The 21,474-nt window shown below is 71.0% G+C and carries 18 protein-coding genes; 12 read left to right on the top strand and 6 right to left on the bottom strand.

Annotated features, from left to right (window positions below; genetic code table 11):
- Positions 1-23 precede the first annotated feature (23 nt).
- Positions 24-440, top strand: a complete 417-nt coding sequence (paaI, locus tag LG278_RS03155; protein WP_404390855.1) for a hydroxyphenylacetyl-CoA thioesterase PaaI — start codon at positions 24-26, stop codon at positions 438-440.
- 392 nt (positions 441-832) lie between these two features.
- Here paaI and LG278_RS03150 read toward each other — a convergent pair whose 3' ends face one another.
- The gene (locus LG278_RS03150) at positions 833-2,350 is read right to left on the bottom strand and encodes a DEAD/DEAH box helicase (protein WP_404390853.1); all 1,518 of its coding nucleotides are present in this window, start codon (positions 2,348-2,350) and stop codon (positions 833-835) included.
- 401 nt (positions 2,351-2,751) lie between these two features.
- Between LG278_RS03150 and LG278_RS03145 the strand changes: the two genes are divergently transcribed.
- The 4 genes from LG278_RS03145 (at position 2,752) to paaK (ending at position 7,133) form a co-directional block, all read left to right on the top strand.
- On the top strand, positions 2,752-3,657 hold the full coding sequence (locus LG278_RS03145; protein ID WP_404390851.1) for an ABC transporter substrate-binding protein: 906 nt from the start codon (positions 2,752-2,754) through the stop codon (positions 3,655-3,657).
- Positions 3,654-4,601, top strand: coding sequence for an amino acid ABC transporter permease (locus tag LG278_RS03140; protein WP_404390849.1), 948 nt, complete (start codon positions 3,654-3,656; stop codon positions 4,599-4,601). The genes LG278_RS03145 and LG278_RS03140 overlap by 4 nt, the downstream gene beginning before the upstream one ends.
- Positions 4,601-5,470, top strand: coding sequence for an amino acid ABC transporter ATP-binding protein (locus tag LG278_RS03135; RefSeq protein WP_404390847.1), 870 nt, complete (start codon positions 4,601-4,603; stop codon positions 5,468-5,470). Before LG278_RS03140 ends, LG278_RS03135 begins: the two co-directional genes overlap by 1 nt.
- Positions 5,471-5,816: 346 nt before the next feature.
- A complete protein-coding gene (gene paaK / locus LG278_RS03130) occupies positions 5,817-7,133 on the top strand; it encodes a phenylacetate--CoA ligase PaaK (protein ID WP_404390845.1) in 1,317 nt (438 codons plus the stop codon).
- Positions 7,134-7,294: 161 nt separating this feature from the next.
- Here the strand turns inward: paaK and LG278_RS03125 are convergent, their stop codons facing one another.
- Entirely contained in the window at positions 7,295-9,376 is a 2,082-nt protein-coding gene (locus LG278_RS03125) for a discoidin domain-containing protein (RefSeq protein ID WP_404390843.1), read from the bottom strand.
- A gap of 505 nt (positions 9,377-9,881) precedes the next feature.
- A complete protein-coding gene (locus tag LG278_RS03120) occupies positions 9,882-10,271 on the bottom strand; it encodes a GntR family transcriptional regulator (protein WP_404390841.1) in 390 nt (129 codons plus the stop codon).
- 149 nt (positions 10,272-10,420) lie between these two features.
- Here LG278_RS03120 and LG278_RS03115 point away from each other — a divergent pair, with 149 nt between their 5' ends.
- The 7 genes from LG278_RS03115 (at position 10,421) to galE (ending at position 18,922) form a co-directional block, all read left to right on the top strand.
- Positions 10,421-11,896: a cytochrome ubiquinol oxidase subunit I gene (locus tag LG278_RS03115; protein WP_404390839.1), complete on the top strand. Its 1,476-nt coding sequence runs from the start codon at positions 10,421-10,423 to the stop codon at positions 11,894-11,896.
- Between the two features lie 13 nt (positions 11,897-11,909).
- A complete protein-coding gene (cydB, locus tag LG278_RS03110; protein WP_404390837.1) occupies positions 11,910-12,959 on the top strand; it encodes a cytochrome d ubiquinol oxidase subunit II in 1,050 nt (349 codons plus the stop codon).
- Positions 12,960-12,996: 37 nt separating this feature from the next.
- Entirely contained in the window at positions 12,997-14,604 is a 1,608-nt protein-coding gene (cydD, locus tag LG278_RS03105) for a thiol reductant ABC exporter subunit CydD (protein WP_404390835.1), read from the top strand.
- Positions 14,601-16,481, top strand: a complete 1,881-nt coding sequence (gene cydC, locus LG278_RS03100; RefSeq protein WP_404390833.1) for a thiol reductant ABC exporter subunit CydC — start codon at positions 14,601-14,603, stop codon at positions 16,479-16,481. Before cydD ends, cydC begins: the two co-directional genes overlap by 4 nt.
- Before the next feature lie 12 nt (positions 16,482-16,493).
- Entirely contained in the window at positions 16,494-16,919 is a 426-nt protein-coding gene (locus tag LG278_RS03095; RefSeq protein WP_404390831.1) for a BlaI/MecI/CopY family transcriptional regulator, read from the top strand.
- A 3-nt stretch (positions 16,920-16,922) separates the two neighbouring features.
- Complete coding sequence (locus tag LG278_RS03090; protein WP_404390829.1) at positions 16,923-17,807, top strand: M56 family metallopeptidase; 885 nt, start codon at positions 16,923-16,925, stop codon at positions 17,805-17,807.
- Positions 17,808-17,905: 98 nt separating this feature from the next.
- A complete protein-coding gene (gene galE / locus LG278_RS03085) occupies positions 17,906-18,922 on the top strand; it encodes a UDP-glucose 4-epimerase GalE (RefSeq protein ID WP_404390827.1) in 1,017 nt (338 codons plus the stop codon).
- 91 nt (positions 18,923-19,013) lie between these two features.
- On the opposite strand, the gene LG278_RS03080 is transcribed toward galE, so the two are convergent.
- From LG278_RS03080 to LG278_RS03070, 3 genes are all read right to left on the bottom strand, one after another.
- The gene (locus tag LG278_RS03080) at positions 19,014-19,217 is read right to left on the bottom strand and encodes a cold-shock protein (protein WP_404390825.1); all 204 of its coding nucleotides are present in this window, start codon (positions 19,215-19,217) and stop codon (positions 19,014-19,016) included.
- 310 nt (positions 19,218-19,527) lie between these two features.
- Entirely contained in the window at positions 19,528-20,904 is a 1,377-nt protein-coding gene (locus LG278_RS03075) for an MFS transporter (protein ID WP_404390823.1), read from the bottom strand.
- A 23-nt stretch (positions 20,905-20,927) separates the two neighbouring features.
- Positions 20,928-21,395, bottom strand: coding sequence for a YybH family protein (locus LG278_RS03070; RefSeq protein WP_404390821.1), 468 nt, complete (start codon positions 21,393-21,395; stop codon positions 20,928-20,930).
- Positions 21,396-21,474 lie beyond the last annotated feature (79 nt).

The raw sequence follows: 21,474 nt of genomic DNA, 5'->3' as shown, positions 1-21,474 counted from the left end.
CGGGGACGTCGGGGATGACGGGGGTGCCGGGGACCTCAGGGGCGGAGGGGGTGGCCTTCGCCCAGCGCATGTGGGCCGACGACGCCGCGTCGCGAGCCCTGGGCATGGAGGCCGTCGTGCTCGAGACCGACCACGCGGTCGTGCGGATGACGGTCCGCGACGACATGGTCAACGGTCACGCCATCTGCCACGGCGGCTTCGTCTTCGCCCTCGCCGACTCGTGCTTCGCGCTGGCCTGCAACTCGCAGGGGCGACTCACGGTGGCCGCAGGCGCCGACATCTCGTTCACCGCCCCGAGCCGTCTCGGCGACGTGCTCGTGGCCGAGGGACGGGTGCGCACGGCCTACGGGCGCAGCGGCATCACCGACGTGACAGTGACGCGCGAGGGTGACGGGCTGGTGGTCGCCGAGTTCCGCGGCCGCAGCCGCACGCTCACCTGAGCCCCCGCCCCCCGCCCCGCCCCCGTCGAGTGGGCACTTCGCACCAAACCCTCAGTCGAGTGGGCACTTCGCACCGGCCTCTCCGTCGAGTGGGCACTTTGCACCGGCCCCTCAGTCGAGTGGGCACTTCGCACCGGACCGCAGCGGGTGGAAACCGCCCACTCGACTGGCCGGGGGCGTGAGGACCGGGCACGCTGCCCCACCCCCTCCGTCGAGTGGGCACTTCGCACCGGACCGCCGCGGGTGGAAACTGCCCACTCGACTGAGGCCGTGGGTGGAAACTGCCCACTCGACTGAGGCCGTGGGTGGAAAGTGCCCACTCGACTGGCCGGGGGGAGGATGCGGGCGACCCCCCGACGTGGGTCACGTCGGGGGGTCGTCGGGCGCTGGGGTCAGCGGGAGGCGCGGCGCGATCCGCCGCGGCTGCCGGCCGAGAACGCGGCGGCGCTGCCGCCACCGGTGCTCGTCGAGTAGACGGTCGGGGTGCCACCGGAGCGGCGGGGGGCGCTGGAGCCGCCCCGACGCTGACCGGACGTGCTGCCGGCTACGTCACCGCGACCGGATCCGCCACGACGCTGGCCGGAGGAGCCGGAGCCCTGCGCGCCACCCTCGCCGCGGCTACCGGAGCGGCCCCGAGCCGGACGCGAGCCGCCGGAGCGACCGCCGCCCGAGCCACCCCGCGAGCCGCCACCGGAACGGGCACCCGCGGGCGCCTCCTCGCGGACGAGCCCACCGGCATACGACCGCTCGCCGGGGGCGAGCTCGATGAGGAGCGGGTGGCCGATCTGGACCCGCGTGGTGGTCGGCTTGATGCCGGCCTTGCGAGTCAGGTCGCGCACGTCGCGCACCTGCTCGTCGAGCATCATCGTGACGACGGTGCCGTCGTTGCCCGCGCGGGCGGTGCGGCCCGAGCGGTGCAGGTAGGCCTTGTGCTCGACCGGCGGGTCGGCGTGGATCACGAGCGCGACGTCGTCGACGTGGATGCCACGTGCCGCGATGTCGGTCGCGACCAGCGTCTGCGCGCGGCCCGAGTGGAAGTCGTCCATGTTGCGCGTGCGAGCACCCTGGCTGAGGTTGCCGTGCAGCTCGACGGCCGGAACTCCCGAGGCGTTGAGCTGCTTGGCGAGCTTCTTGGCCCGGTGCTTCGTGCGGGTGAAGACGACGGTGCGCCCGGGGGCCGCCGTGAGGTCGAGCAGCACGGGCAGGTGCGAGCCGTTGTCAACGTGGAGCACGTGGTGCGCCATCGTCGAGACGGGCGACTGGGCCGAATCGGCCTCGTGCGTCTTGGGATTGGTGAGGAAGCGCTTGACGAGCACGTTGATCGCGCCGTCGAGCGTCGCGGAGAAGAGCATCCGCTGACCCTGGGCCGGCGTCTTGTCCATGATCCGACGCACCCCGGGGAGGAAGCCGAGGTCGGCCATGTGGTCGGCCTCGTCGAGGATGGTGATCTCGATCGAGTCGAGGATCGCGTGGCCCTGCTGCATGAGGTCCTCGAGCCGGCCGGGGCAGGCGACGATGACGTCGACGCCGGCGCGCAGGCCGGAGACCTGCGGGTTCTGGCCGACCCCACCGAAGATGGTCTGTGAGGTGAGGCCGAGCGCCTTGGCGAGCGGCGCCATGGCGGTGTCGATCTGCGTCGCGAGCTCACGGGTGGGGGCGAGGATCAGGGCGCGCGGGCGGCGGGCCTGGCGACGCTGCCCTGACTGCGACAGGCGCGTCAGGAGCGGGAGGAGGAAGGCATAGGTCTTGCCCGAGCCGGTGCGGCCACGGCCGAGGACGTCGCGGCCGGCGAGCGAGTCGGGCAGGGTCGCGGCCTGGATCGGCGTCGGGGTGGTGATGCCCTGCGCCCCGAGGATGGAGACGAGGGGGGTGGGCACGCCGAGGGCGGCAAAAGAGGTGTCAGTCGACACAGGTGGGTACTCCCAGGATGGATGAGGTCGTTCTGCCCGGCGCGAACTCGTTCGTCGGTGGACGTGGTCGCGGCGCAAGAGCGAATCGACGGGGCCGGCGCGACCGCAGTCGCTGTGCCAGGCCTAGAAGAAGCGACCCGAGGCAGAACTGGGCGGGCCGCTGCCATCAGACTAGCCGAGCGGCGCCCGCCACGACGAATCCGTCCCCCGGGCACGGTCTCGGCCCGGCGGCATACGGCTGCACGGCGCCGTAGGCACCGGCCCGGGTGTGTGGGTCCGCTAACGGTTCGGTCGCAGCCATGGGCACTCCCCGCGAAAGATGGCAGGATCGCCCCAATCGGACGGCGCAGCGTCGCGTCGATCGCCACCCGAACGACCTGTTTTCCCCGGAAGGACCCCACATGCGTCGCATGTCCCTCATTGCCGCCACCGGTGTCGTCGCCGTCGGCCTCACGCTCTCCGCCTGCGGGTCGGACTCGATGAACACCTCGCCCGGCGCGGGCAGCACGGCTGCCGGCACCGCCGCTGCGGGCGGCGGCGTCGACGCGGCCCTCGCGGCCAAGGTCCCTGCCAAGCTCAAGGAGGCTGGCAAGTTCGTCGTCGGCACCGACCCGACCTACGCCCCCAACGAGATGCTCGCCGCCGACGGCAAGACCGTCGAGGGCTTCGACGTCGACGTCTTCAACGCCGTCGCCGCCAAGCTGGGCCTCAAGACGGAGTACGTCCCCGCGGGCTTCGACACGATCATCCTCGGCGTCACGGGCGGCAAGTACGACATCGGCGTCTCGAGCTTCACCATCAACGAGGACCGCAAGAAGCAGGTCAACATGGTGAGCTACTACAGCGCCGGCACCCAGTGGATCGTCGCCAAGGGCAACCCCGAGAAGGTCAACATCGACGACGCGTGCGGCAAGGCCGTCGGCGTCCAGAAGGGCACGGTGCAGGTCGATGACCTCGCCGCCCGCAGCAAGACGTGCACCGACGCCGGCAAGCCGGCCATCAACCCGATCGTGCAGGACGGCCAGGACCAGGTCACGGCCGACCTCGTCAGCGGCAAGACGGTCGCCATGCTCGCCGACTCCCCCGTCGGGCTGTATGCCGTGAAGCAGACGGGTCAGCTCGAGGCGCTCGGCGACATCTACGACTCGGCCCCCTACGGCTACGTCGTGCCCCAGGACCAGACGGACCTCGCCAACCTCCTCGTCGAGGCCCTCAAGGCGGCCAAGGCCGACGGCAGCTACGAGGCCGCCCTCAAGAAGTACGCCGTCGAGGCCGGAGCGATCGACGACTTCGCCGTCAACCCGTGACGATCCCGAGCACCGACGACCGGCCGGGCCTCATCGACGCCCGGCCGGTCCCGCACCCCGGTCGGTGGGTGGCGCTCGTCGTCATCCTGATCCTCATCGCGATGATGATCAGCTCCTTCGTCACCAACCCCCGCTGGGACTTCGCCAAGGCCCTCGAGATCATGGTCCAGACGCCGGTGCTCGAGGGGCTCGTCAAGGGCACCATCGTCGGCACGATCGGCGCCATGATCATCGGCGTCATCGGCGGAGTGCTCATCGCCATCCTGCGCCTCTCGACCAACCCGGTGCTGCGCGGCGTCTCGTTCGTCTACACGTGGTTCTTCCGCGGCATCCCCCGACTCGTGCTGCTGGCGATGATCGGCAGCGGCGTCGGCTTCCTCTACAACAGGCTCGACTTCGGGCTGCCCTTCGGGCAGCAGTTCGCGTCGTTCCTCGGGCTGTCGCAGGACTTCACGTTCTTCACGCTCAACGTCAACCAGTTCTCGAGCACGCTGCTCGCCGGCATCGTCGGCCTCGGCCTGTCCGAGGCGGCCTACATGGCCGAGATCGCCCGGGCCGGTATCCTCTCGGTCGACAAGGGGCAGGCCGAGGCGGCAGCCGCCCTCGGCATGAGTCGCAGCCAGTCCACGCGCCGCGTGGTGCTGCCCCAGGCGATGCGCGTCATCGTGCCGCCCACGGGCAACGAGGCGATCGCCATGGTCAAGGACACCTCGCTGCTGTCGGCGATCCCGATCATCACCGAGCTCTTCTACCAGACGAGCGCGATCGGCAACCGCACGCTGCTCATCATGCCGGCCTTCGTGGCGGCGACCGCCTGGTACCTCATCATCGGCTCGGTCATGATGGTCGGCCAGTACTTCCTCGAGAAGCGCTTCGGCCGCGGCTTCGGCACGCAGAGCCCCAACAAGCGGTTTGCCCGTCCGGCCGGGGCAGGAGGAGCCTGATGACGACGATCAGCGACGGCTCGGTCGCGAGCGCTGGGACGGGAGAGGGCCTGCCCCTCGTCCGGGCGCTCAACGTGATGAAGAGCTTCCACGGCAACGAGGTGCTCAAGGGCATCGACCTCGACGTGCAGCGCGGCCAGGTCGTGTGCCTCCTCGGACCCTCGGGGTCAGGCAAGACGACCTTCCTGCGGTGCATCAACCAGCTCGAGACCATCGACGGCGGCCGCATCTGGGTCGACGGGGACCTCGTGGGCTTCCGCGACGAGGGCGGTCAGCTGCACCACCTCACCGACAAGCAGGTCGCCGCTCAGCGGCGCGAGATCGGCATGGTGTTCCAGCGCTTCAACCTCTTCCCGCACATGACGGCGCTCGAGAACGTCTGCGAGGCGCCGATTCAGGTCAAGGGGGTCGGCAAGAAGGAGGCCCGTGAACGCGGCATCGCCCTGCTCGAGCAGGTCGGCCTCGGCGACAAGCCGGCCGCGTACCCCGGCCAGCTCTCCGGCGGGCAGCAGCAGCGCGTCGCCATCGCCCGAGCGCTCGCCATGGACCCCAAGCTCATGCTCTTCGACGAGCCGACCTCGGCGCTCGACCCCGAGCTCGTCGGTGACGTGCTGCGGGTCATGCGCGAGCTCGCCGACCAGGGCATGACGATGATCGTCGTCACCCACGAGATTAGCTTCGCCCGCGACGTCGCCGACCACGTCGTCTTCATGGATGGCGGGGTCGTCGTCGAGCAGGGCAGGCCCGCCGACGTGCTCGGCAACCCGCAGCACGACCGCACGCGGGCCTTCCTCAAGCGGATGCGCACCGAGGACCGCGAGGACGGCCCGGGCACCGGTGACCAGCAGGTGGCGCCGGAGTCGGTCTGACCTCCCTGCTCCGTCGAGTGGGCACTTCTCACCCCTCGGGTGAGAAGTGCCCACTCGACCGTGTGGAGGGTGAGAAGTGCCCACTCGACCGTGTGGAGGGTGAGAAGTGCCCACTCGACCGTGTGGAGGGTGAGAAGTGCCCACTCGACCGTGTGGAGGGTGAGAAGTGCCCACTCGACCGTGTGGAGGGTGAGAAGTGCCCACTCGACCGTGTGGAGGGTGAGAAGTGCCCACTCGACTGGGTGGAGGGTGAGAAGTGCCCACTCGACTGTGTGGGGGGTGACGGCTCAGGGTCGGTCGCGCGGCATGCCGTGCGTTCTCGAGGGGTGTCGGCACAATGGGCGGCATGACGACGGAGTCAGCCAGCACTGCCCGACTGCCCGACCACGAGATCCCGACCATGTCGGTCGAGGAGCTGCGGGGCACCCAGCTCGAGCGGCTGCACGCGACGGTGCGGGCGGCATACGCCCAGGTGCCGCACTATCGGGAAGCCTTCGATGCCAAGGGCTTCCACCCTGACGACCTGCGGTCGCTCGACGACGTCGCCCGTATGCCGTTCACGTCCAAGGCGGACCTGCGCGCCAACTACCCCTTCGGGATGTTCGCCGTCCCGCGCGAGCAGGTCGTGCGCGTGCACGCGAGCTCGGGCACGACGGGACGGCCGACCGTCGTCGGCTACACGAAGCGCGACATCGACACGTGGGCCGACCTCATGGCCCGCTCGATCCGCCTCGCCGGCGGGCACCCGGGCGACATCGTGCACGTGGCCTACGGCTACGGCCTCTTCACCGGCGGCCTCGGCGCGCACTACGGCGTGGAGCGGCTCGGAGCCACCGTCGTGCCCGTCAGCGGCGGCATGACCGAACGGCAGGTGCAGCTGATCCGCGACTTCCGCCCGCGGGTCATCATGGTGACGCCGAGCTACTTCCTCAGCCTGCTCGACGAGATGGAGCGCGAGGGCATCGACCCGGCTGAGACGAGTCTCGAGGTCGGCATCTTCGGCGCCGAGCCGTGGACCGAGTCGATGCGGGCCGAGATCGAGAGGCGCACCGGCATGGACGCCGTCGACATCTACGGGCTGTCGGAGGTGATGGGACCAGGCGTCGCCCAGGAGGCCGCGACCACCAAGGACGGCCTGCACATCTGGGAGGACCACTTCTATCCGGAGGTCATCGACCCGGTCACGGAGGAGGTGCTGCCCGACGGCGAGATCGGCGAGCTCGTCTTCACGTCACTGACCAAGGAGGCGATGCCGGTGATCCGCTATCGCACCCGGGACCTCACCCGCCTCCTGCCGGGCACCGCGGTGCCCTCGATGCGGCGGATGGAGAAGATCACCGGCCGCACCGACGACATGATGATCATCCGGGGGGTCAACGTCTTCCCGACCCAGATCGAGGAGCACGTGCTCGCCGAGCCGCGGTTGTCGCCCTACTTCCAGTGCGTTCTCACGCAACCGGGCCGGATGGTCGAGCTCACCGTGCTCGTCGAGCCCTTGACCCGTCTGGAGGCCGGCGCGGGCGACGACATCGCACGCACCCTCGAGCACGCGATCAAGACGCACATCGGCACGACGTGTCGGGTGCAGGTGCGCGAGCCCGGCTCGATCGAGCGGTCGATCGGCAAGGCCCGTCGCATCGTCGACGAGCGCCCCAAGGCCTGAGCGCGCCAGCGACGGCCGCCCCCTTCTGCGCAACACACCGAGCAATCGTCAGGTCCTCGTGGCGTGCCACGCGGAGTTGACGATTGCTCGGTGTGTTGCGGGGTGGGGGTGTGAGCCCGGTGTGGGCCGTGCGCCGCGGGCCGCGCGCCGGGGGCCGGTGGTCAGGTAGCCTGGGCGCCGACCTCCCAGATCGAGTAGCCGTAGGACGTCGCGCGCTTCACACCGACCACCCGGAGGTAGCGCGCGCTGGTCGGCGCGAAGACCGCCACGTCGAGCCCGCCGTCACCGTCGGCGACCGACGAGACCGTGCGCCAGGTCGAGCCGTCGGTCGAGACCTCGATGCGATAGGCCTTGGCGTGCGCGGCCTCCCACGACACGGCCACCCGACCGACCTGGCGCACCGAGCCGAGGTCGACCCGCCACCACTGGTTGTCGCTCCAGGCGCTGGCCCAGCGGGTGTCTCCTCGACCGTCCGTGGCGCGCGACGCCCGGAAGTCGGTGAAGAGGTCCCACTGGTGGCTGCTGGCCGTGGCCGGTCGGCCCGTGACGAGGTTGGGCGGCGGGGTCCACGTCTGGGCTGCACGTGAGGTGCGCAGGTAGGACTCGGCCCCGCGGGCGAGCTCGTCGACGACCTGCTGCCCGCCGATCTCGCGCATGTCCTCGACCCAGTCGGGGATGAGGCCGTAGTGCGGCACGCCGTCGACGTCGTAGTCCCAGGTGCGCTGCCCCGTGACCTGCCGGTCGGCCGTGCTGCCGCCGAGCGTCGCGAACGGGTAGTCGACCGACGAGCCGGCCCGTGGCGCCGGGGTGCCGCCGAAGCCGTTCATGTCCATGCCGAAGCCGTAGCCCACGCCGTAGCGGGTGCGCAGAGCCTCGTCGGTGTGCATCGTGTCGACGAAGTCGTCGGCGTCGTTGCCGTACTGCGTGACGAATCCGCCCAGCCGGTAGAGGCGCTCGGTCAGCTGGGTGTCCATCCACGAGTGGGTCGACACGACGCCGGGGTAGTTCGCCGTCTCGAGGATGTCGAGCGTGCGGGCGGCCGCCTTGGCGCTCATGTGGTCGATCTCGACGACCATGCCGCGGCGCATCATGCCGGTGAGCGCATACTCACCGAGGGTCGAGAGACCCCGCGGGTTGCAGTGCGGCCCCGGCGGATAGACCGGCAGCGGAAGGCCCGCCGGCAGGAGCCACGAGACCTCGGCCGGCAGCGCCACCGGCGCCACCGTGTGGTCCTGCAGCGCGGTGCGGCAGGCCTCGACCTGCCACCACTGGCCGGTGTTGAGGACGTTGCCGAGGTTGACGATGGCGCCCTGGGTGCCCTCGTCGAAGCGCACCCCGCAAAGGGCGTTGTCGAACTTGTGGCAGAGGAACATCGAGCGCACCCCGAGGGCGTGGAGCTCGGTGAGCCCGGCGTCGATCTCGGCCGCGGTGCACCCGGGGATGCCGAAGGTCAGCTTGCAGCCGAACGGGTTGCTCACCTCGACCCCGAGCACGACGGCGAGCTTGCCCTGCTGCACGGCCGCCCGGGCCTGGTCGGACGAGTAGGCGATGCGGAACCAGCCACGGCCGGGCCCGCCGTACTGCGCGTCGATGAACGCCTCGAGCCGCTTCGTCTCGGCGATCTGGCGGCGCACCGTGTCCATGTCGTCGCACGAGCTCTTGTTGGTCTGGGTCGGCAGGCTGCAGAGCACGTTGTTGTTGACGGCGTCGGCGACCATGACGCGCAGCCCGCCACGCCAGGCCCGCTCGATCCACTTGTAGTACATCTGCTGGTGGGTCAGCGAGCTCCACTTCGGCCAGTCGGTGAAGGTCGGCCAGCCGACGGGGTCGTGCGCGTCAAAGGCACCGCCACCTTCCTTGTTGGTGAGGTTCTCGAGCAGGGCTGCCTGCCCCGTGGGGTAGTGGTAGTCGCAGTCTCGGAGCGCATCGGCGATTCCGTTGGGGCTGAAGGTCGCCCCGCACACGATGTTGCCGCCGAAGCCGACGTCCGACATGAGGTGCGTGTGCGCATCGACGTAGCCGCTCACCTCACCCGTCGTCGTCGTGCCCGTGAAGGGCGACCCCGCGACGTTGACCTGCGAGTCCGGGCTCTGCGGGTTGACCGGCGTGAACGGGTCGTCGGCGGCCGAGGCCTGGCTGAGGGCGGTCGCCGCCACGACGGTCGCAGCCAGCGCCACCGCCATCGCTCGCACGACACGTCGCGCGACGTCGTGGCGGCTGGCTCCGAACACGTGCTTCGACATCGAAGCCTCCCCCGAGAAGTGCGTGACCTGATCCCAGCGACGCTACTCCCGCCGGAGCGTCGCGGCACGAGATCGGGCAAAACAGCCCAAGAGGTATGCCGTCCGGCTCGCTCGCCGCGTCCCCCGCCGTCCCCTGCCGCCCCCCACCGTCCTCCCGGGGTATCAGCGAGCGCGACACCTGCTCTGACGAGTGAGCACGAGCGCGGCCCACCCGCTCGTGGCACGACAAGGAGACGGACATGAGCAGGATTCCCCCGCACGGCGCGCGCATGGTCGGCGCCTGGCCCAACACCGTTGCGCGACAGCCCCGCCCGGCCCGATCCGCTCGATCGGCTCGCCCAACCCGCGCCTCCCGATCCGCGTGGCTGACCAGGCTGCTCCACCCGCTCCACCGCCCCGTTCCCGAGGGTCGCATCACGCCCCCGACGGCACCGGCCCAGCAGCCCGCCCGACACGCCTGAGCGGCCGGACGGCATACCCCCTCGGCGACGGACTGCGCTGGGGCTCAGTCGGATCGGCTCGACTGAGCTCGCAGAGCGGCCCGCACGAGGTCGAGGGCCCGAGCCTCGCTGAGGCCCGCGCCGTGCGCCGCCGTCGCGAACGAGGTCGCGAGCGTCGCCAGGGCGACCTCGGCGGTGTGCTGCCCGTTGGCCACCCGTGTGCCGGCTCGGCTGTGCGCCTCGACGAGCCCACCGGCCTCGAGCGCCTTGTAGGCGCGGGCAACGGTGTTGCTCGCGAGGCCGACGTCGGCGGCCAGGGCTCGCACGGTGGGCAGCCGGTCGCCCGGCAGCAGACGGCCGGCGGCGATGAGGTCTGCGATCTGGGTGCGCACCTGCTCGAAGGGCGGCACGGAACTGTCCGGGTCGACGGCGATCTCTGCCGTGACGTCACCCATCGTGCTCCTCTGCTCGTGGCTGCGTGACCGGACACTAGGCCCGTTGGGGAGCGTGACACAACTCTCGACAGGCGGAGAGCTCCCGCGAGAAGTTGCCGCTAGCATCTACTACGTCATGTAGTTTCAGCGCCGCCCTCACGGAGCCCACCTTGGACGCCACGGACCTCGCGAGATGGCAGTTCGCCATCACGACCGTCTACCACTACCTCTTCGTGCCGATCACGATCGGCATGTCGCTGATCGTCGCGGTCTTCCACACCGCGTGGGTGCGCACGCGCAAGCCGGAGTGGCTCCGGCTGGCCAAGTTCTTCGGCAAGCTCTTCCTCATCAACTTCGCGCTGGGGCTCGTCACGGGCATCGTGCAGGAGTTCCAGTTCGGCATGAACTGGAGCGACTACTCGCGCTTCGTCGGTGACATCTTCGGGGCGCCGCTCGCCGTCGAGGCGCTGCTCGCCTTCTTCCTCGAGTCGACCTTCCTCGGCCTGTGGATCTTCGGATGGGGCCGGCTCCCCGAGAAGCTGCACGCCTCGACGATGTGGATCGTGCACATCGGCACCGTGCTGTCGGCCTACTTCATCCTGTCGGCCAACTCCTTCATGCAGCACCCGGTGGGCTACACCTACAACGCGGAGGCAGGCCGCGCCGAGCTGACCGACTTCTTCGCAGTGCTCACCAACAAGGTGCAGCTCATCACCTTCCCGCACGTGATCTTCGCCGCCTACATGACCGGCGCCGCCGTCATCATGGGCGTCGCGATGTATCTCATGCGCCGCGCGGCCAAGGCCGCCGCGACTCCCGACGACGTCGCCAAGGGCGACGCGCCCATGTATCGCAAGGCCGCTCGCCTCGGTGCGGTCATCAGCCTCGTCGCCGCGGTGGGCGTCATCGCGACCGGCGACGTGCAGGGCAAGATCATGACCGAGGTGCAGCCGATGAAGATGGCTGCCGCCGAGGGCCTCTACGAGTCGGTGCCCGAGGGCGTCGGAGCACCCTTCTCCGTGCTGACGATCGGCTCGCTCGACGGCGAGAACGCCACCCCGATCATCGAGATCCCCGGCCTGCTGAGCTTCCTCGCCACCGGGTCCTTCGACGGTCCGGTCCAGGGAATCAACGAGCTCAAGGCGGAGTACGCCGAGAGGTTCGGCGCGAGCGGCAACCCCCGGGTCGCCGACCTCGCCACCGCCTACGTGCCCAACATCCCGACGACCTACTGGAGCTTCCGGCTCATGATCGGGCTCGGGGTCGCCGCGTCGGCCATCGCCCTCGCGGTGCTCTGGACGACACGCAAGGGCCGCACCCCCACGGGCAAGTGGCTGCTGTATGCCGCGGTGGCCGCTCCGCTCCTGCCCGTCTTCGCCAACTCCTTCGGGTGGATCTTCACCGAGGTGGGCCGCCAGCCGTGGCTCGTCTTCGGGCTGATGACCACCGCCAACGGTGTCTCGCCGAGCGTGTCGATGGGTGAGGTCATCACGTCGATGACCGTCTTCACCCTGCTCTACGGCGCTCTCGCCGTCGTCGAGATCAAGCTCTTCCTGCACTACGTCCGCAAGGGTGCCGAGCCCTTCGAGGAGCCGCAGGACCCCGCCGACCGCGACGAGGATGCTCCCCTCGTCTTCGCCTACTGAGAGGACGACGACCATGGATCTCGCGACCTTCTGGTTCATCGTGCTGGGCGTCCTCTGGACGGGCTACTTCGTGCTCGAGGGCTTCGACTTCGGTGTCGGCATGCTCCTGCCGGTGCTCGGTGGCAAGCGCTACGCCGCTGATGCCGTCGACGCGGAGAAGCGCCGGCGCCTGCTCATCAACACCATCGGCCCCGTCTGGGACGGCAACGAGGTGTGGGTGCTCACCGCGGGTGGTGCGACCTTCGCCGCCTTCCCGCACTGGTACGCCACGCTGTTCAGCGGTTTCTACCTGCCGCTCCTGCTCATCCTCGTCGCGCTCATCGTGCGCAACCTCGGCTTCGAGTACCGCCACAAGCGGCCCGAGGCGCGCTGGAAGGCGCAGTGGGACCAGGCGATCTTCTGGGGCTCGCTCGTGCCGGCCCTGCTCTGGGGCGTCGCGCTGACCAACATCGTGCGCGGTGTGCCGATCGACGAGAACAAGGAGTTCACGGGCAACGTGTTCACCCTGCTCAACCCGCTGAGCCTGCTCGGCGGAGTCGTCTTCGTCGCGCTCTTCCTCACGCACGGCGCGATCTTCATCGCGCTCAAGACCGACGGCAAGGTGCGCTACGAGGCGCGCCTCATCGCGCAGCGGGTGGGCCTCGTCGCGGCCGTGCTCGCGGTCGTGCTGCTCGGCTGGATCGGCCTCACCGACGGCAAGCTCGCGTCGTGGGCCACGACCGTCGTCGCCGCGGTCGCGCTGCTGGGCGCCATCGGCGCCAACCGGGCCGGGCGCGAGGGCTGGGCCTTCATCGGCACGGCGGTCACGATCGCGATGGCGGTCGCGACGTACTTCATCGTGCTCTTCCCCAACGTCATGCCGTCGACGACCAACCCCGCCTACAACCTGACGATCGAGAACGCCTCCAGCACGGACTACACCCTCAAGGTCATGACCATCGTCGCGCTGATCTTCACGCCGATCGTCCTGATCTACCAGGGCTGGACGTACTGGGTCTTCCGGAAGCGCTTGACCACCAACGTGATTCCGGACGACGCACCGCTCGAGCCGGCGTCCCGCTGACCGTCATCATCGTCACCACCCACCACGAGGCCCCCTTGTGAAGCCCTTCGACCCACGACTCCTCCGGGCGGTCCCTGCCGCCCGGAGGCCGGTCGCGGCCCTCGGGGCCCTCGGCGTCGTGGCCGGCATCGCCACGATCGCGTCGGCCTTCGTGATCTCGGCGGTCGTCGTCGCCGTCGTGGGCGGCGGATCACTGACGACCGCCCTCGTCTGGCTGGCGGCGCTCTTCGTCGTGCGCGCGGGCCTCGCCGGTGTCAGCGAGTGGGTGGCGGCCTGGGCCGGAGTGACGGTCTCGACGGCGCTGCGCTCGGCCCTGCTGCGCCGCTGGGGCGAGCTCGACGAGGGCTCCCGCCCCGACCCGTCGCGTGCGGTGTCTCTCGCCACCGGCGGCGCGAGCGCCGTTGAGCCGTATGCCGCCAAGTTCCTCCCGACGCTCGTGACCGCGGCCGTCGTGCCGGTCCTCGCGATCGGCACGCTGCTCGTCGTCGACTGGCCGAGCGCCGTCGTCGTGATCCTCACCCTCCCGCTGCTGCCCGTCTTCGCCGCCCTCATCGGCAAGGCGACCGCGGACTCGACCGAGCGCCGCTGGTCGGCGCTCGCGGCCCTGTCGGGGCACTTCCTCGATGTCGTGCGCGGGCTGCCGACCCTCGTCGGCTACGGCAGGGCCGGTCGCCAGGTCGAGACCGTGCGCGGCGTCAGCGAGCGACACCGGGTCGCGACGATGGAGACGCTGCGCATCGCCTTCCTCTCGTCGGCCGCGCTCGAGCTGCTCGCGACGATCTCGGTCGCGATCGTCGCGGTCACCGTCGGCCTGCGCCTCTCGCACGGCTCGATGGAGCTCGGCCCGGCCCTCGTCGCCATCCTGCTCGCACCCGAGGCCTACTGGCCCGTGCGCCGCGTCGGGGCGGAGTTCCACTCCGCGGCCGACGGGGCCGTCGCCCTCGACGAGATCCTCACCCAGCTCACTCCCGCCGCCGCACCCCCACCCCCTCCTGCCTCGCCCCGTGGTGGGTCGCGGCGGGTGGGCGAGGTGCGCCTCGAGGGCGTGGACTTCGCGTATGCCGCCGGGTCGGCTCCCGTGCTCCGCGGCCTCGACCTCGTGGCCGGGCCCGGCCTCACCGTGGTCACCGGGGAGTCGGGCGTGGGCAAGTCGACCCTGCTGGACGTCGTGGCCGGACTGCGCCTGCCCACGGCCGGTACGGTCAGCGCTCCCCCGTGCCACTACGTCACGCAACGACCCTTCCTCGGGGCCGGGACGATCCGCGACGCCCTGACCCTCGGGCACCCGGCCTCCGACGCCGAGCTGTGGCAGGCGCTGCGAGCCGTCGAGGTCGACGGGGTCGTGGCGGCCCTGGACCAGGGCCTGTCCACAGTGATCGGCGACGACGGCTTCGGCCTGTCGGCCGGGCAGCGGCAACGTCTCGCCCTCGCCCGCGCGTGGCTCTCGACCGACTCGGTGCTGCTGCTCGACGAGCCCACCGCGCACGTCGACCCCGCGGGCGCCGAGCAGCTCGCCCGCCTCGTCGACGAGATCGCCGAGCGCCGCGTCGTCGTCGCCGCGACGCACCGTGGTGAGCTGCTGGAGCACGCCGACCAGCACGTGCACCTCGTGCCGACCGCCGACCTCGAGGACGTGACCCGATGAGCACCCACCCCCGAGTCGAGGTGATCGCGGAGGGCACGTCCCTGCCGGCATCACCTCGAAGCGCGGGGTCGGCGGGGGGCGCGCGTGGGCGCCGACGGCCGGTCTGGTGGCCGACGGCTGGCACCGCCAAGGGCGGGCTGCTCGGCGGCCTCGCCACGGCGTCCGGCATCGCCCTCACGGCGACGTCGGGCTGGCTCATCGTGCGCGCCGCCGAGATGCCCGTCATCCTCACGTTGCTCACGGCGATCGTCGCCGTGCGGGCCTTCGGCATGGCTCGTCCCGTCTTCCGGTATGCCGAGCGCCTCGTCAGCCACGACGCTGCCCTTCGGCTGCTGGCTGAGCGCCGCACGACGGCCTACGCCCGACTCATCCCGCTCACCCCCGCGCGACTGGGGCGCCGGCGCCGCTCCGACGTGCTCACCGGGATCGTCGACGACCTCACCGACGCCGTCGACGCCCAGGTGCGCGTCACCGTGCCGGTGATCGGCTCGCTCGTCGCCGGAGCGATCGCCATCGGCGTCACGACCGTCATCGCTCCCCCCGTTGGACTCGTGCTGACCGGGCTCGCGCTCCTCGTCGCCGCGATCTGTGCCCTGGCCGCGCGCCTCGAGACACGCTCGCTCGGCGACCTGCTCGAGGCCCGGGCGGAGGTCACGCGGGTCAGCGAGCTCATGGCCACCCAGGCGCACGAGCTGCGGGCGGTCGGGGGGTGGCCCACGGCTCTCGGCTGGCTCGACGACGCGCACGCCACGCTCGCCCGCGTCACGCGGCGGGTCAGCCTCGGCAGGGCGGCGGCCGCCGCCCTCTTCCTCCTCGCCGTCGGTGCTGCCGTCGTCGTCGTGGCAGTCATCGCGCAGGGCCTCGACGTCGCGGCACCGGTCAAGGCCCTGCTCCTGCTGACCCCCGTCGCCGTCTCCGATGCCATCTCCCCGCTCGTCGACGCCATGCGCGCCCTGGCGCGTGCCACCGAGAGCGAGCGGCGCATCGACGCCCTGCTCGAGCTCGAACCGGCCGTAAACGACCCGGCCGTCCGCAACCCGGTGTTGGCCGGCAGCGCCACCAACGGACCCGGCGACGCATCCGCCGTGCACACATCCGCGGCGGACCCCACCTCAGCCGCCCGCGACGGCCTGCACCTGCGCACCCTCGGCGTCACCGCCTCGTGGACGGGCGACCGGGCCGACCTCGCCCCGACCGACCTCGACCTGCCCGCCGGATCGACCGTCGCCGTCACCGGACCCAACGGCAGCGGCAAGTCGACGCTGCTCGCCGTGCTCGCGCGGCACCTCGACCCGGTTGCCGGCACCTACCTCCACGACGACATCGACGCGCTGAGCCTGCCGCTCGAGCGCGCCCGGGGCCACATCGCCGTCGTCGACGACGACACCCACGTCTTCGCCACGTCGCTGCGCGCCAACCTCGCGCTCGCAGCACCCGAGGCCGATGACCGCGCCATCGAGGCGGCGCTCGCCGACGCCGGTCTCGCCTCGCTCACGGCCGAGCTGCCCGCCGGCCTCGACACCGTGCTCGGCTCCGGCGGTCGCGGCGTCTCGGGCGGCCAGCGCACCCGGCTCGGCATCGCCCGCGCGCTGCTCAGCGGTCGTCCCGTCGTGCTGCTCGACGAGCCCGTCGCGCACCTCGACCCCCCGACGGCGCGCTCGGTCGTGGCCGACCTCACGCGGGTCGCGGGCACGTCTGAGCCTCCCCGGACGCTTGTCATGGTGACGCACCGTGACGAGGGGGTAGATCTCTTCCAGAGGACCCTGTCGCTCCACCCGGGATCGACACCACACCCCGACCACCCGTCAGCAGACGCACCATCGGCGACGGCCGACCACGACCGCCGCCAGCACCAACCCGACCCTCCACGTCGGTAGATCGGACACGACATGCCCAGCACCCCCCGCAACCGCCTCGGTGACCTCGAGCGCGCCGTCATGGAGCAGCTCTGGACGACCCGTGAGACCCACCCCGACGGCCTCACCGTCCGCGAGGTGCACGACCGCGTCGGCCTCGACCGCGGCCTCGCCTACACGACCCTCATGACGGTGCTCGACCGGATGTCGAAGAAGGGCCTCGTCGAGCGCGAGCGTGACGGCCGAGCCTGGCGCTACACCGCCTCCTCCTCCCGGGCCGAGCTCACCTCCGAGACTCTCCACCACACCCTCGGCGAGCTCGCGGGCGACACCCGACGCACGGCGCTGCTGCACTTCCTCGGCGAGTCGACCCCCGAGGAGATCGACGAGCTGAGAGCCGCGCTCGCCGAGCTCGAGGCCCGGGGATCGGGCGACACGCGCGCCTCCTCACGCGCCTGACCCGTGCTCGTCGCCGCCCTCGTCGCCCTCGCGATCGTGCTCGCGTGGCCGATGCCACGCCTGCTCGCGCGCGTGACCACCGTGCGACGCGGCCCGCGGGCCGCGCTCGTGCTCTGGCAGTCGACGGCGGTCGCGGCGGTGCTCGCGGCCCTCTTCGCAGCGCCCGCGGCCGTGCCGTGGCTCGTGGGCAGCGCCCCGCGGCTGCAGGACAACTGGCCGGTCGTCGCCGTGGCCGCCGTGCTCACCGGCATCGTCACGGTGCGGCTGCTCGTCTCCGGTGACCGGGTGGGGCGCAACCTGCGCACCGTGCGACGCCGCCATCGCGAGCTCGTCGACCTGCTCGCGACGGAGGGGGACGGGCACACGCGCGTCCTCGAGCACACGACCCCCACGGCATACTGCCTGCCCGGCGTGCGGCGCCGGGTCGTGCTCACCCAGGGCACCATCGACCGTCTCTCCCCCGACGAGCTCGAGGCCGTCATGGCGCACGAGCGCGCCCACCTCGCCGCCCGGCATGACCTCGTCATGGAGTTCTTCACCGTCGTGCACGAGGCGGTGCCGCGCTTCGTGCGCTCCGCCACCGCCCTGCACGAGGTGCACCTGCTGATCGAGGTGCTCGCCGACCGCGCGGCCGTGCGCCGAGCCGGTGTCGTGACGACCGCCCGGGCCATCGTCGGCATGGCCGACGGCCCGAGGCCCGCGGGCTCGATGGCCATGCGAGAGAGCACCGCCGACGCCAAGGCCCGCATCGAACTGCTCGAGGGCGGGCCCGTCGCCGGGCTGCCCGGCCCCTTGGCCGAGGCGCTGATGTATGCCGTCTCCATCCTCATCGTGGCCGCCCCGCTCGCGCTGCTGGCGCTCGCATACTCCGGCTTCTCGGGGACCTGAGACGGCTCGCCCGGGCCCGGCCGTCTCCCGAGCCGCCTCTCGAGCCGCCTCTCGAGCCACTCGGTCCGCCGGCCTTGAGCCTCGCTAGGGTGAGGACCATGCGCGTACTCGTCAGCGGCGGCGCCGGCTACATCGGCTCGCACACCGTGGTCCAACTCGTCGCGGCAGGGCACGACGTGCTCATCGTCGACAACTTCGGCAACAGCAAGCCCAGCGTCGTCAACCGGCTCGAGGCCCTCACCGACACCCACCTGCCGGTGCACTCCTTCGACCTGCGCGACCACGACAAGACCGAGCACCTCTTCGCCAACGAGCAGATCGACGCGGTCATCCACTTCGCCGGCCTCAAGGCGGTCGGCGAGAGCGTCGAGATGCCGCTCGAGTACTACGAGAACAACCTCGTCTCGACGTTCTCGCTCGTGCGGGCCATGCGGCGCCACCATGTCAAGAAGCTCGTCTTCAGCTCCTCGGCCACCGTCTACGGGCACAACACCCCTCCGCTCGTCGAGGACATGCCGACGGCGGCGACCAACCCCTACGGGTGGACCAAGGTGATGATCGAGCAGATCCTGCGCGATGTCGCCGCGGCCGACCCGACGCTGCGGATCGCCCTCCTGCGCTACTTCAACCCCGTGGGCGCCCACGTCAGCGGCACGATCGGTGAGGACCCGCAGGGCATCCCCAACAACCTCATGCCCTTCATCGCCCAGGTCGCCGTCGGCCGGCGCGACAAGCTGCTCGTCTTCGGCGACGACTACCCCACCCCCGACGGGACCTGCCTGCGCGACTACATCCACGTCGAGGACCTCGCGGCTGGGCACCTCGCCGCGCTCGACCGACTGGGCAAGATCGACGACCCGGTGTCGACGTGGAACCTCGGCACCGGACACGGGACGAGCGTCCTCGAGGTGCTGCACGCCTTCGAGCGGGCGGTCGGCCGCGAGCTGCCCTACGAGGTCGTCGCCCGGCGAGCCGGTGACCTGCCCGAGTCGTTCGCCGACCCGAGCCGCGCCAACCGCGAGCTGGGCTGGAGCGCCGAGAAGTCGATGGACGACATGTGCGTCGACCAGTGGCGCTGGCAGAGCGCCAACCCGCACGGCTATCCCGACGCCTGAGGCCGTCCGGGCAACTGCCTGGTAAACGCAGAATCCCCCGGCCGATGGCCGGGGGATCCGCTCGGGACGAGTCCCGGGATGTTTGGCTGGGTCAGATGACCTTGACCTTCTCCGCCTGGGGGCCCTTCGGGCCCTGCGTGACGTCGAACTCGACCTTCTGGCCGTCCTGGAGCTCGCGGTAGCCGCCGCTCTCGATGGCCGAGTAGTGCACGAAGACGTCAGCGCCGCCACCGTCCTGCTCGATGAAGCCGAAGCCCTTTTCGCTGTTGAACCACTTCACGGTGCCTGTTGCCACTGGTGTTGCCTCTTCTTGTTAGCGAGGTCTCCCGTGTGGAGACCTCTGGCCGCCGATGGCCACGACGAGCACGACAGACGAAAACGTCGCCTGCGGCTCAGTCGTGCACACTCCCACCTGCGTGGGACTGGAACGGCAACCGATATGAACCGTAGCAGTATGAAGGCCATTCGGCCTGATCGAGACCATGCCCGTGTGATGAGCCGGTGGCCGACGACCGGCGCGCGAGGTCTTGCGAGACATCCTCCCGGCTCCAGCTGCGACAGCGCCAGTCGTGAGCCCGTCGTGGCATGCGGGGCGAGCAGCCTTGTCACGGCTGGGGATTGAGGGCGTCGTAGTCGCGGAACGACGGGACGCGGGCGACCGCCAGCCAGACGAGGACGACGACGAGCACGCCCCCGACGAGCGCGGGCACCCAGGTCGCGGTGAGGGTGGCGAGGGTGCCGGCAAACATCTGGCCCAGACGAGGCCCCCCGGTGACGACGACGGTGAAGACGCCCTGGGTGCGGCCGCGCAGGTGGTCGGGCACCGCGGTCTGCAGGATGGTCTGGCGGAAGATCGAGCTGATGTTGTCGGAGCCACCCGCGACCGCCAGGCAGATCGCACCGAGCCCGAGCGCCGGCCGGTTGACGTCGGCGAAGTCCATCGACTCGACGCTGTGGCCGCCCAAGGTCACCCAGGCGAGCACGACGCCGAAGGCCGTGATCGCGAGGCCGTAGGCGATGATCGCGTTGCGGATCGCCCTGCCCTGCCAGCGCAGACCCGTCACCCGGCCCGAGACGAGGCTGGAGACGATGCCACCGACCGCGAACGACGCGAGCAGCAGACCGGCCGTGACCGGGCCACCGCCGATGACGATCGCGCCGACGGCGGGGAAGAGCACCATGGGCTGGCCGAAGGTCATCGCGATGAGGTCGACGACGAAGCTCATCCGCACATTGGGGGCTCGCCGCAGGTGAGAGAGCCCGTCGAGGACCGACCGGAAGCCGCCCGCCGGCGCGCGACCGCCCTCGGGCCTGATGCGGGGCAGGGTCCACAGGCCGAAGAGCCCGGCGAGGAAGAGCAGCACGTCGACGGTGTAGGTCCACGCGTAGCCGACCCGCGCCACGAGCACGCCCGCGACGCCGGGACCCACCGTCACCATGAGGCCACCCGAGATGCCGACGAGCGCGGCCGCCTTGGGCAGCAGCCAGGCCGGCAGGAGGCGTGGTGTGATCGCCTGACGCGTGGCCGACGCGATCGTCGCTGCCACTGCGTTGACCGTGGTGATGACGTAGAAGGTCCAGATCACCTCGATGCCAGCCCAGGCGAGCAAGGCGAGACAGACCGTCGAGGCCCAGGCGACGAACGAGGCGATCAGCGCGACCGTGCGCCGGTCGAACCGGTCGGCGATGGCCCCGCCGTAGAGGCCCGCGACGATCATCGGCACGAGCGAGAACCACGCGACGAGCGAGACCATGAAGGTCGAGCGGGTCAGGTCGTAGATGTGCAGCCCGACCGCCGTGTTGGTGACGAAGGTGCCGATGCCCGCGAGCGTGTTGCCGAACCAGAGCCGCGCGAAGGCCGGGCTCTCACGCAGCGGCGTGAGGTCGACGAAGTGCGAGGACCGGGCTCCCGGCGGCGGCCCCGGGAGCCGAGGCTGCGGTGGTGCCCCGGCCTGCGAGGTCTCAGGGGGTTCGGCGCTCACCGACGCAAACTACGCCTTCGCGCTCAGGCCGCGCCCGGCAGGTCCAGCTCGGACGCACGGCGCAGGTGCGACCCGTCGCGGACCCACACCCAGCGGCCGTCGGTCTCGCGGCGAGCCACCTGGGTGCTCACGACCCCGTCCTCGCCCGTCGAGCACGTCATGGCGAGCGGCCCCGTCTCGATGACGCGGGTGGTGGCGGGCGCGGCCCACCGCACCCCCGCATCGAGCGCCTCGGCGAAGGCGGCCCGGATGGCGGTGTGCCCGGCAGCCTCGCGACCGCGCGCCAGGCTCACGACGGCGTCGGCGGCATACAGCCTCGTCAGGCCGTCGAGGTCACCCGCGGCGGCGAAAAGGCAGAAGCGCGCCTCGAGCTCGCCCGGCGTGGCCGCGCCGGAGGGCACCTTCATGGGCGCCGTCATGGGCACCGTCACGGGCGCCGCGATCGTCGTCACTGTCGTCTCCCCCGCCTCTGCCGTCACTCTCGTCCTCATGGACACACCGTTGCAGCGACCACCGACAAAGGACGCGCCCGAACGCCCGATACCTCCCGATGACAGGTGTTGAATGGGG

It is taken from the genome of Humibacillus xanthopallidus (assembly GCF_044793955.1).
Lineage (GTDB): Bacteria > Actinomycetota > Actinomycetes > Actinomycetales > Dermatophilaceae > Humibacillus > Humibacillus xanthopallidus_C.
Note: the sequence above shows the minus strand (reverse complement) of the source record. Positions and strands in the feature narration are given on the sequence as shown.

Coding starts and splice junctions, on each gene's coding strand:
- LG278_RS03145 (WP_404390851.1), top strand. CDS start 2,752: ATGCGTCGCATGTCCCTCATTGCCGCCACCGGTGTCGTCGCCGTCGGC.
- LG278_RS03135 (WP_404390847.1), top strand. CDS start 4,601: ATGACGACGATCAGCGACGGCTCGGTCGCGAGCGCTGGGACGGGAGAG.
- paaK (WP_404390845.1), top strand. CDS start 5,817: ATGACGACGGAGTCAGCCAGCACTGCCCGACTGCCCGACCACGAGATC.
- LG278_RS03125 (WP_404390843.1), bottom strand. CDS start 9,376: ATGTCGAAGCACGTGTTCGGAGCCAGCCGCCACGACGTCGCGCGACGT.
- LG278_RS03120 (WP_404390841.1), bottom strand. CDS start 10,271: ATGGGTGACGTCACGGCAGAGATCGCCGTCGACCCGGACAGTTCCGTG.
- cydB (WP_404390837.1), top strand. CDS start 11,910: ATGGATCTCGCGACCTTCTGGTTCATCGTGCTGGGCGTCCTCTGGACG.
- cydC (WP_404390833.1), top strand. CDS start 14,601: ATGAGCACCCACCCCCGAGTCGAGGTGATCGCGGAGGGCACGTCCCTG.
- LG278_RS03095 (WP_404390831.1), top strand. CDS start 16,494: ATGCCCAGCACCCCCCGCAACCGCCTCGGTGACCTCGAGCGCGCCGTC.
- galE (WP_404390827.1), top strand. CDS start 17,906: ATGCGCGTACTCGTCAGCGGCGGCGCCGGCTACATCGGCTCGCACACC.
- LG278_RS03070 (WP_404390821.1), bottom strand. CDS start 21,395: ATGAGGACGAGAGTGACGGCAGAGGCGGGGGAGACGACAGTGACGACG.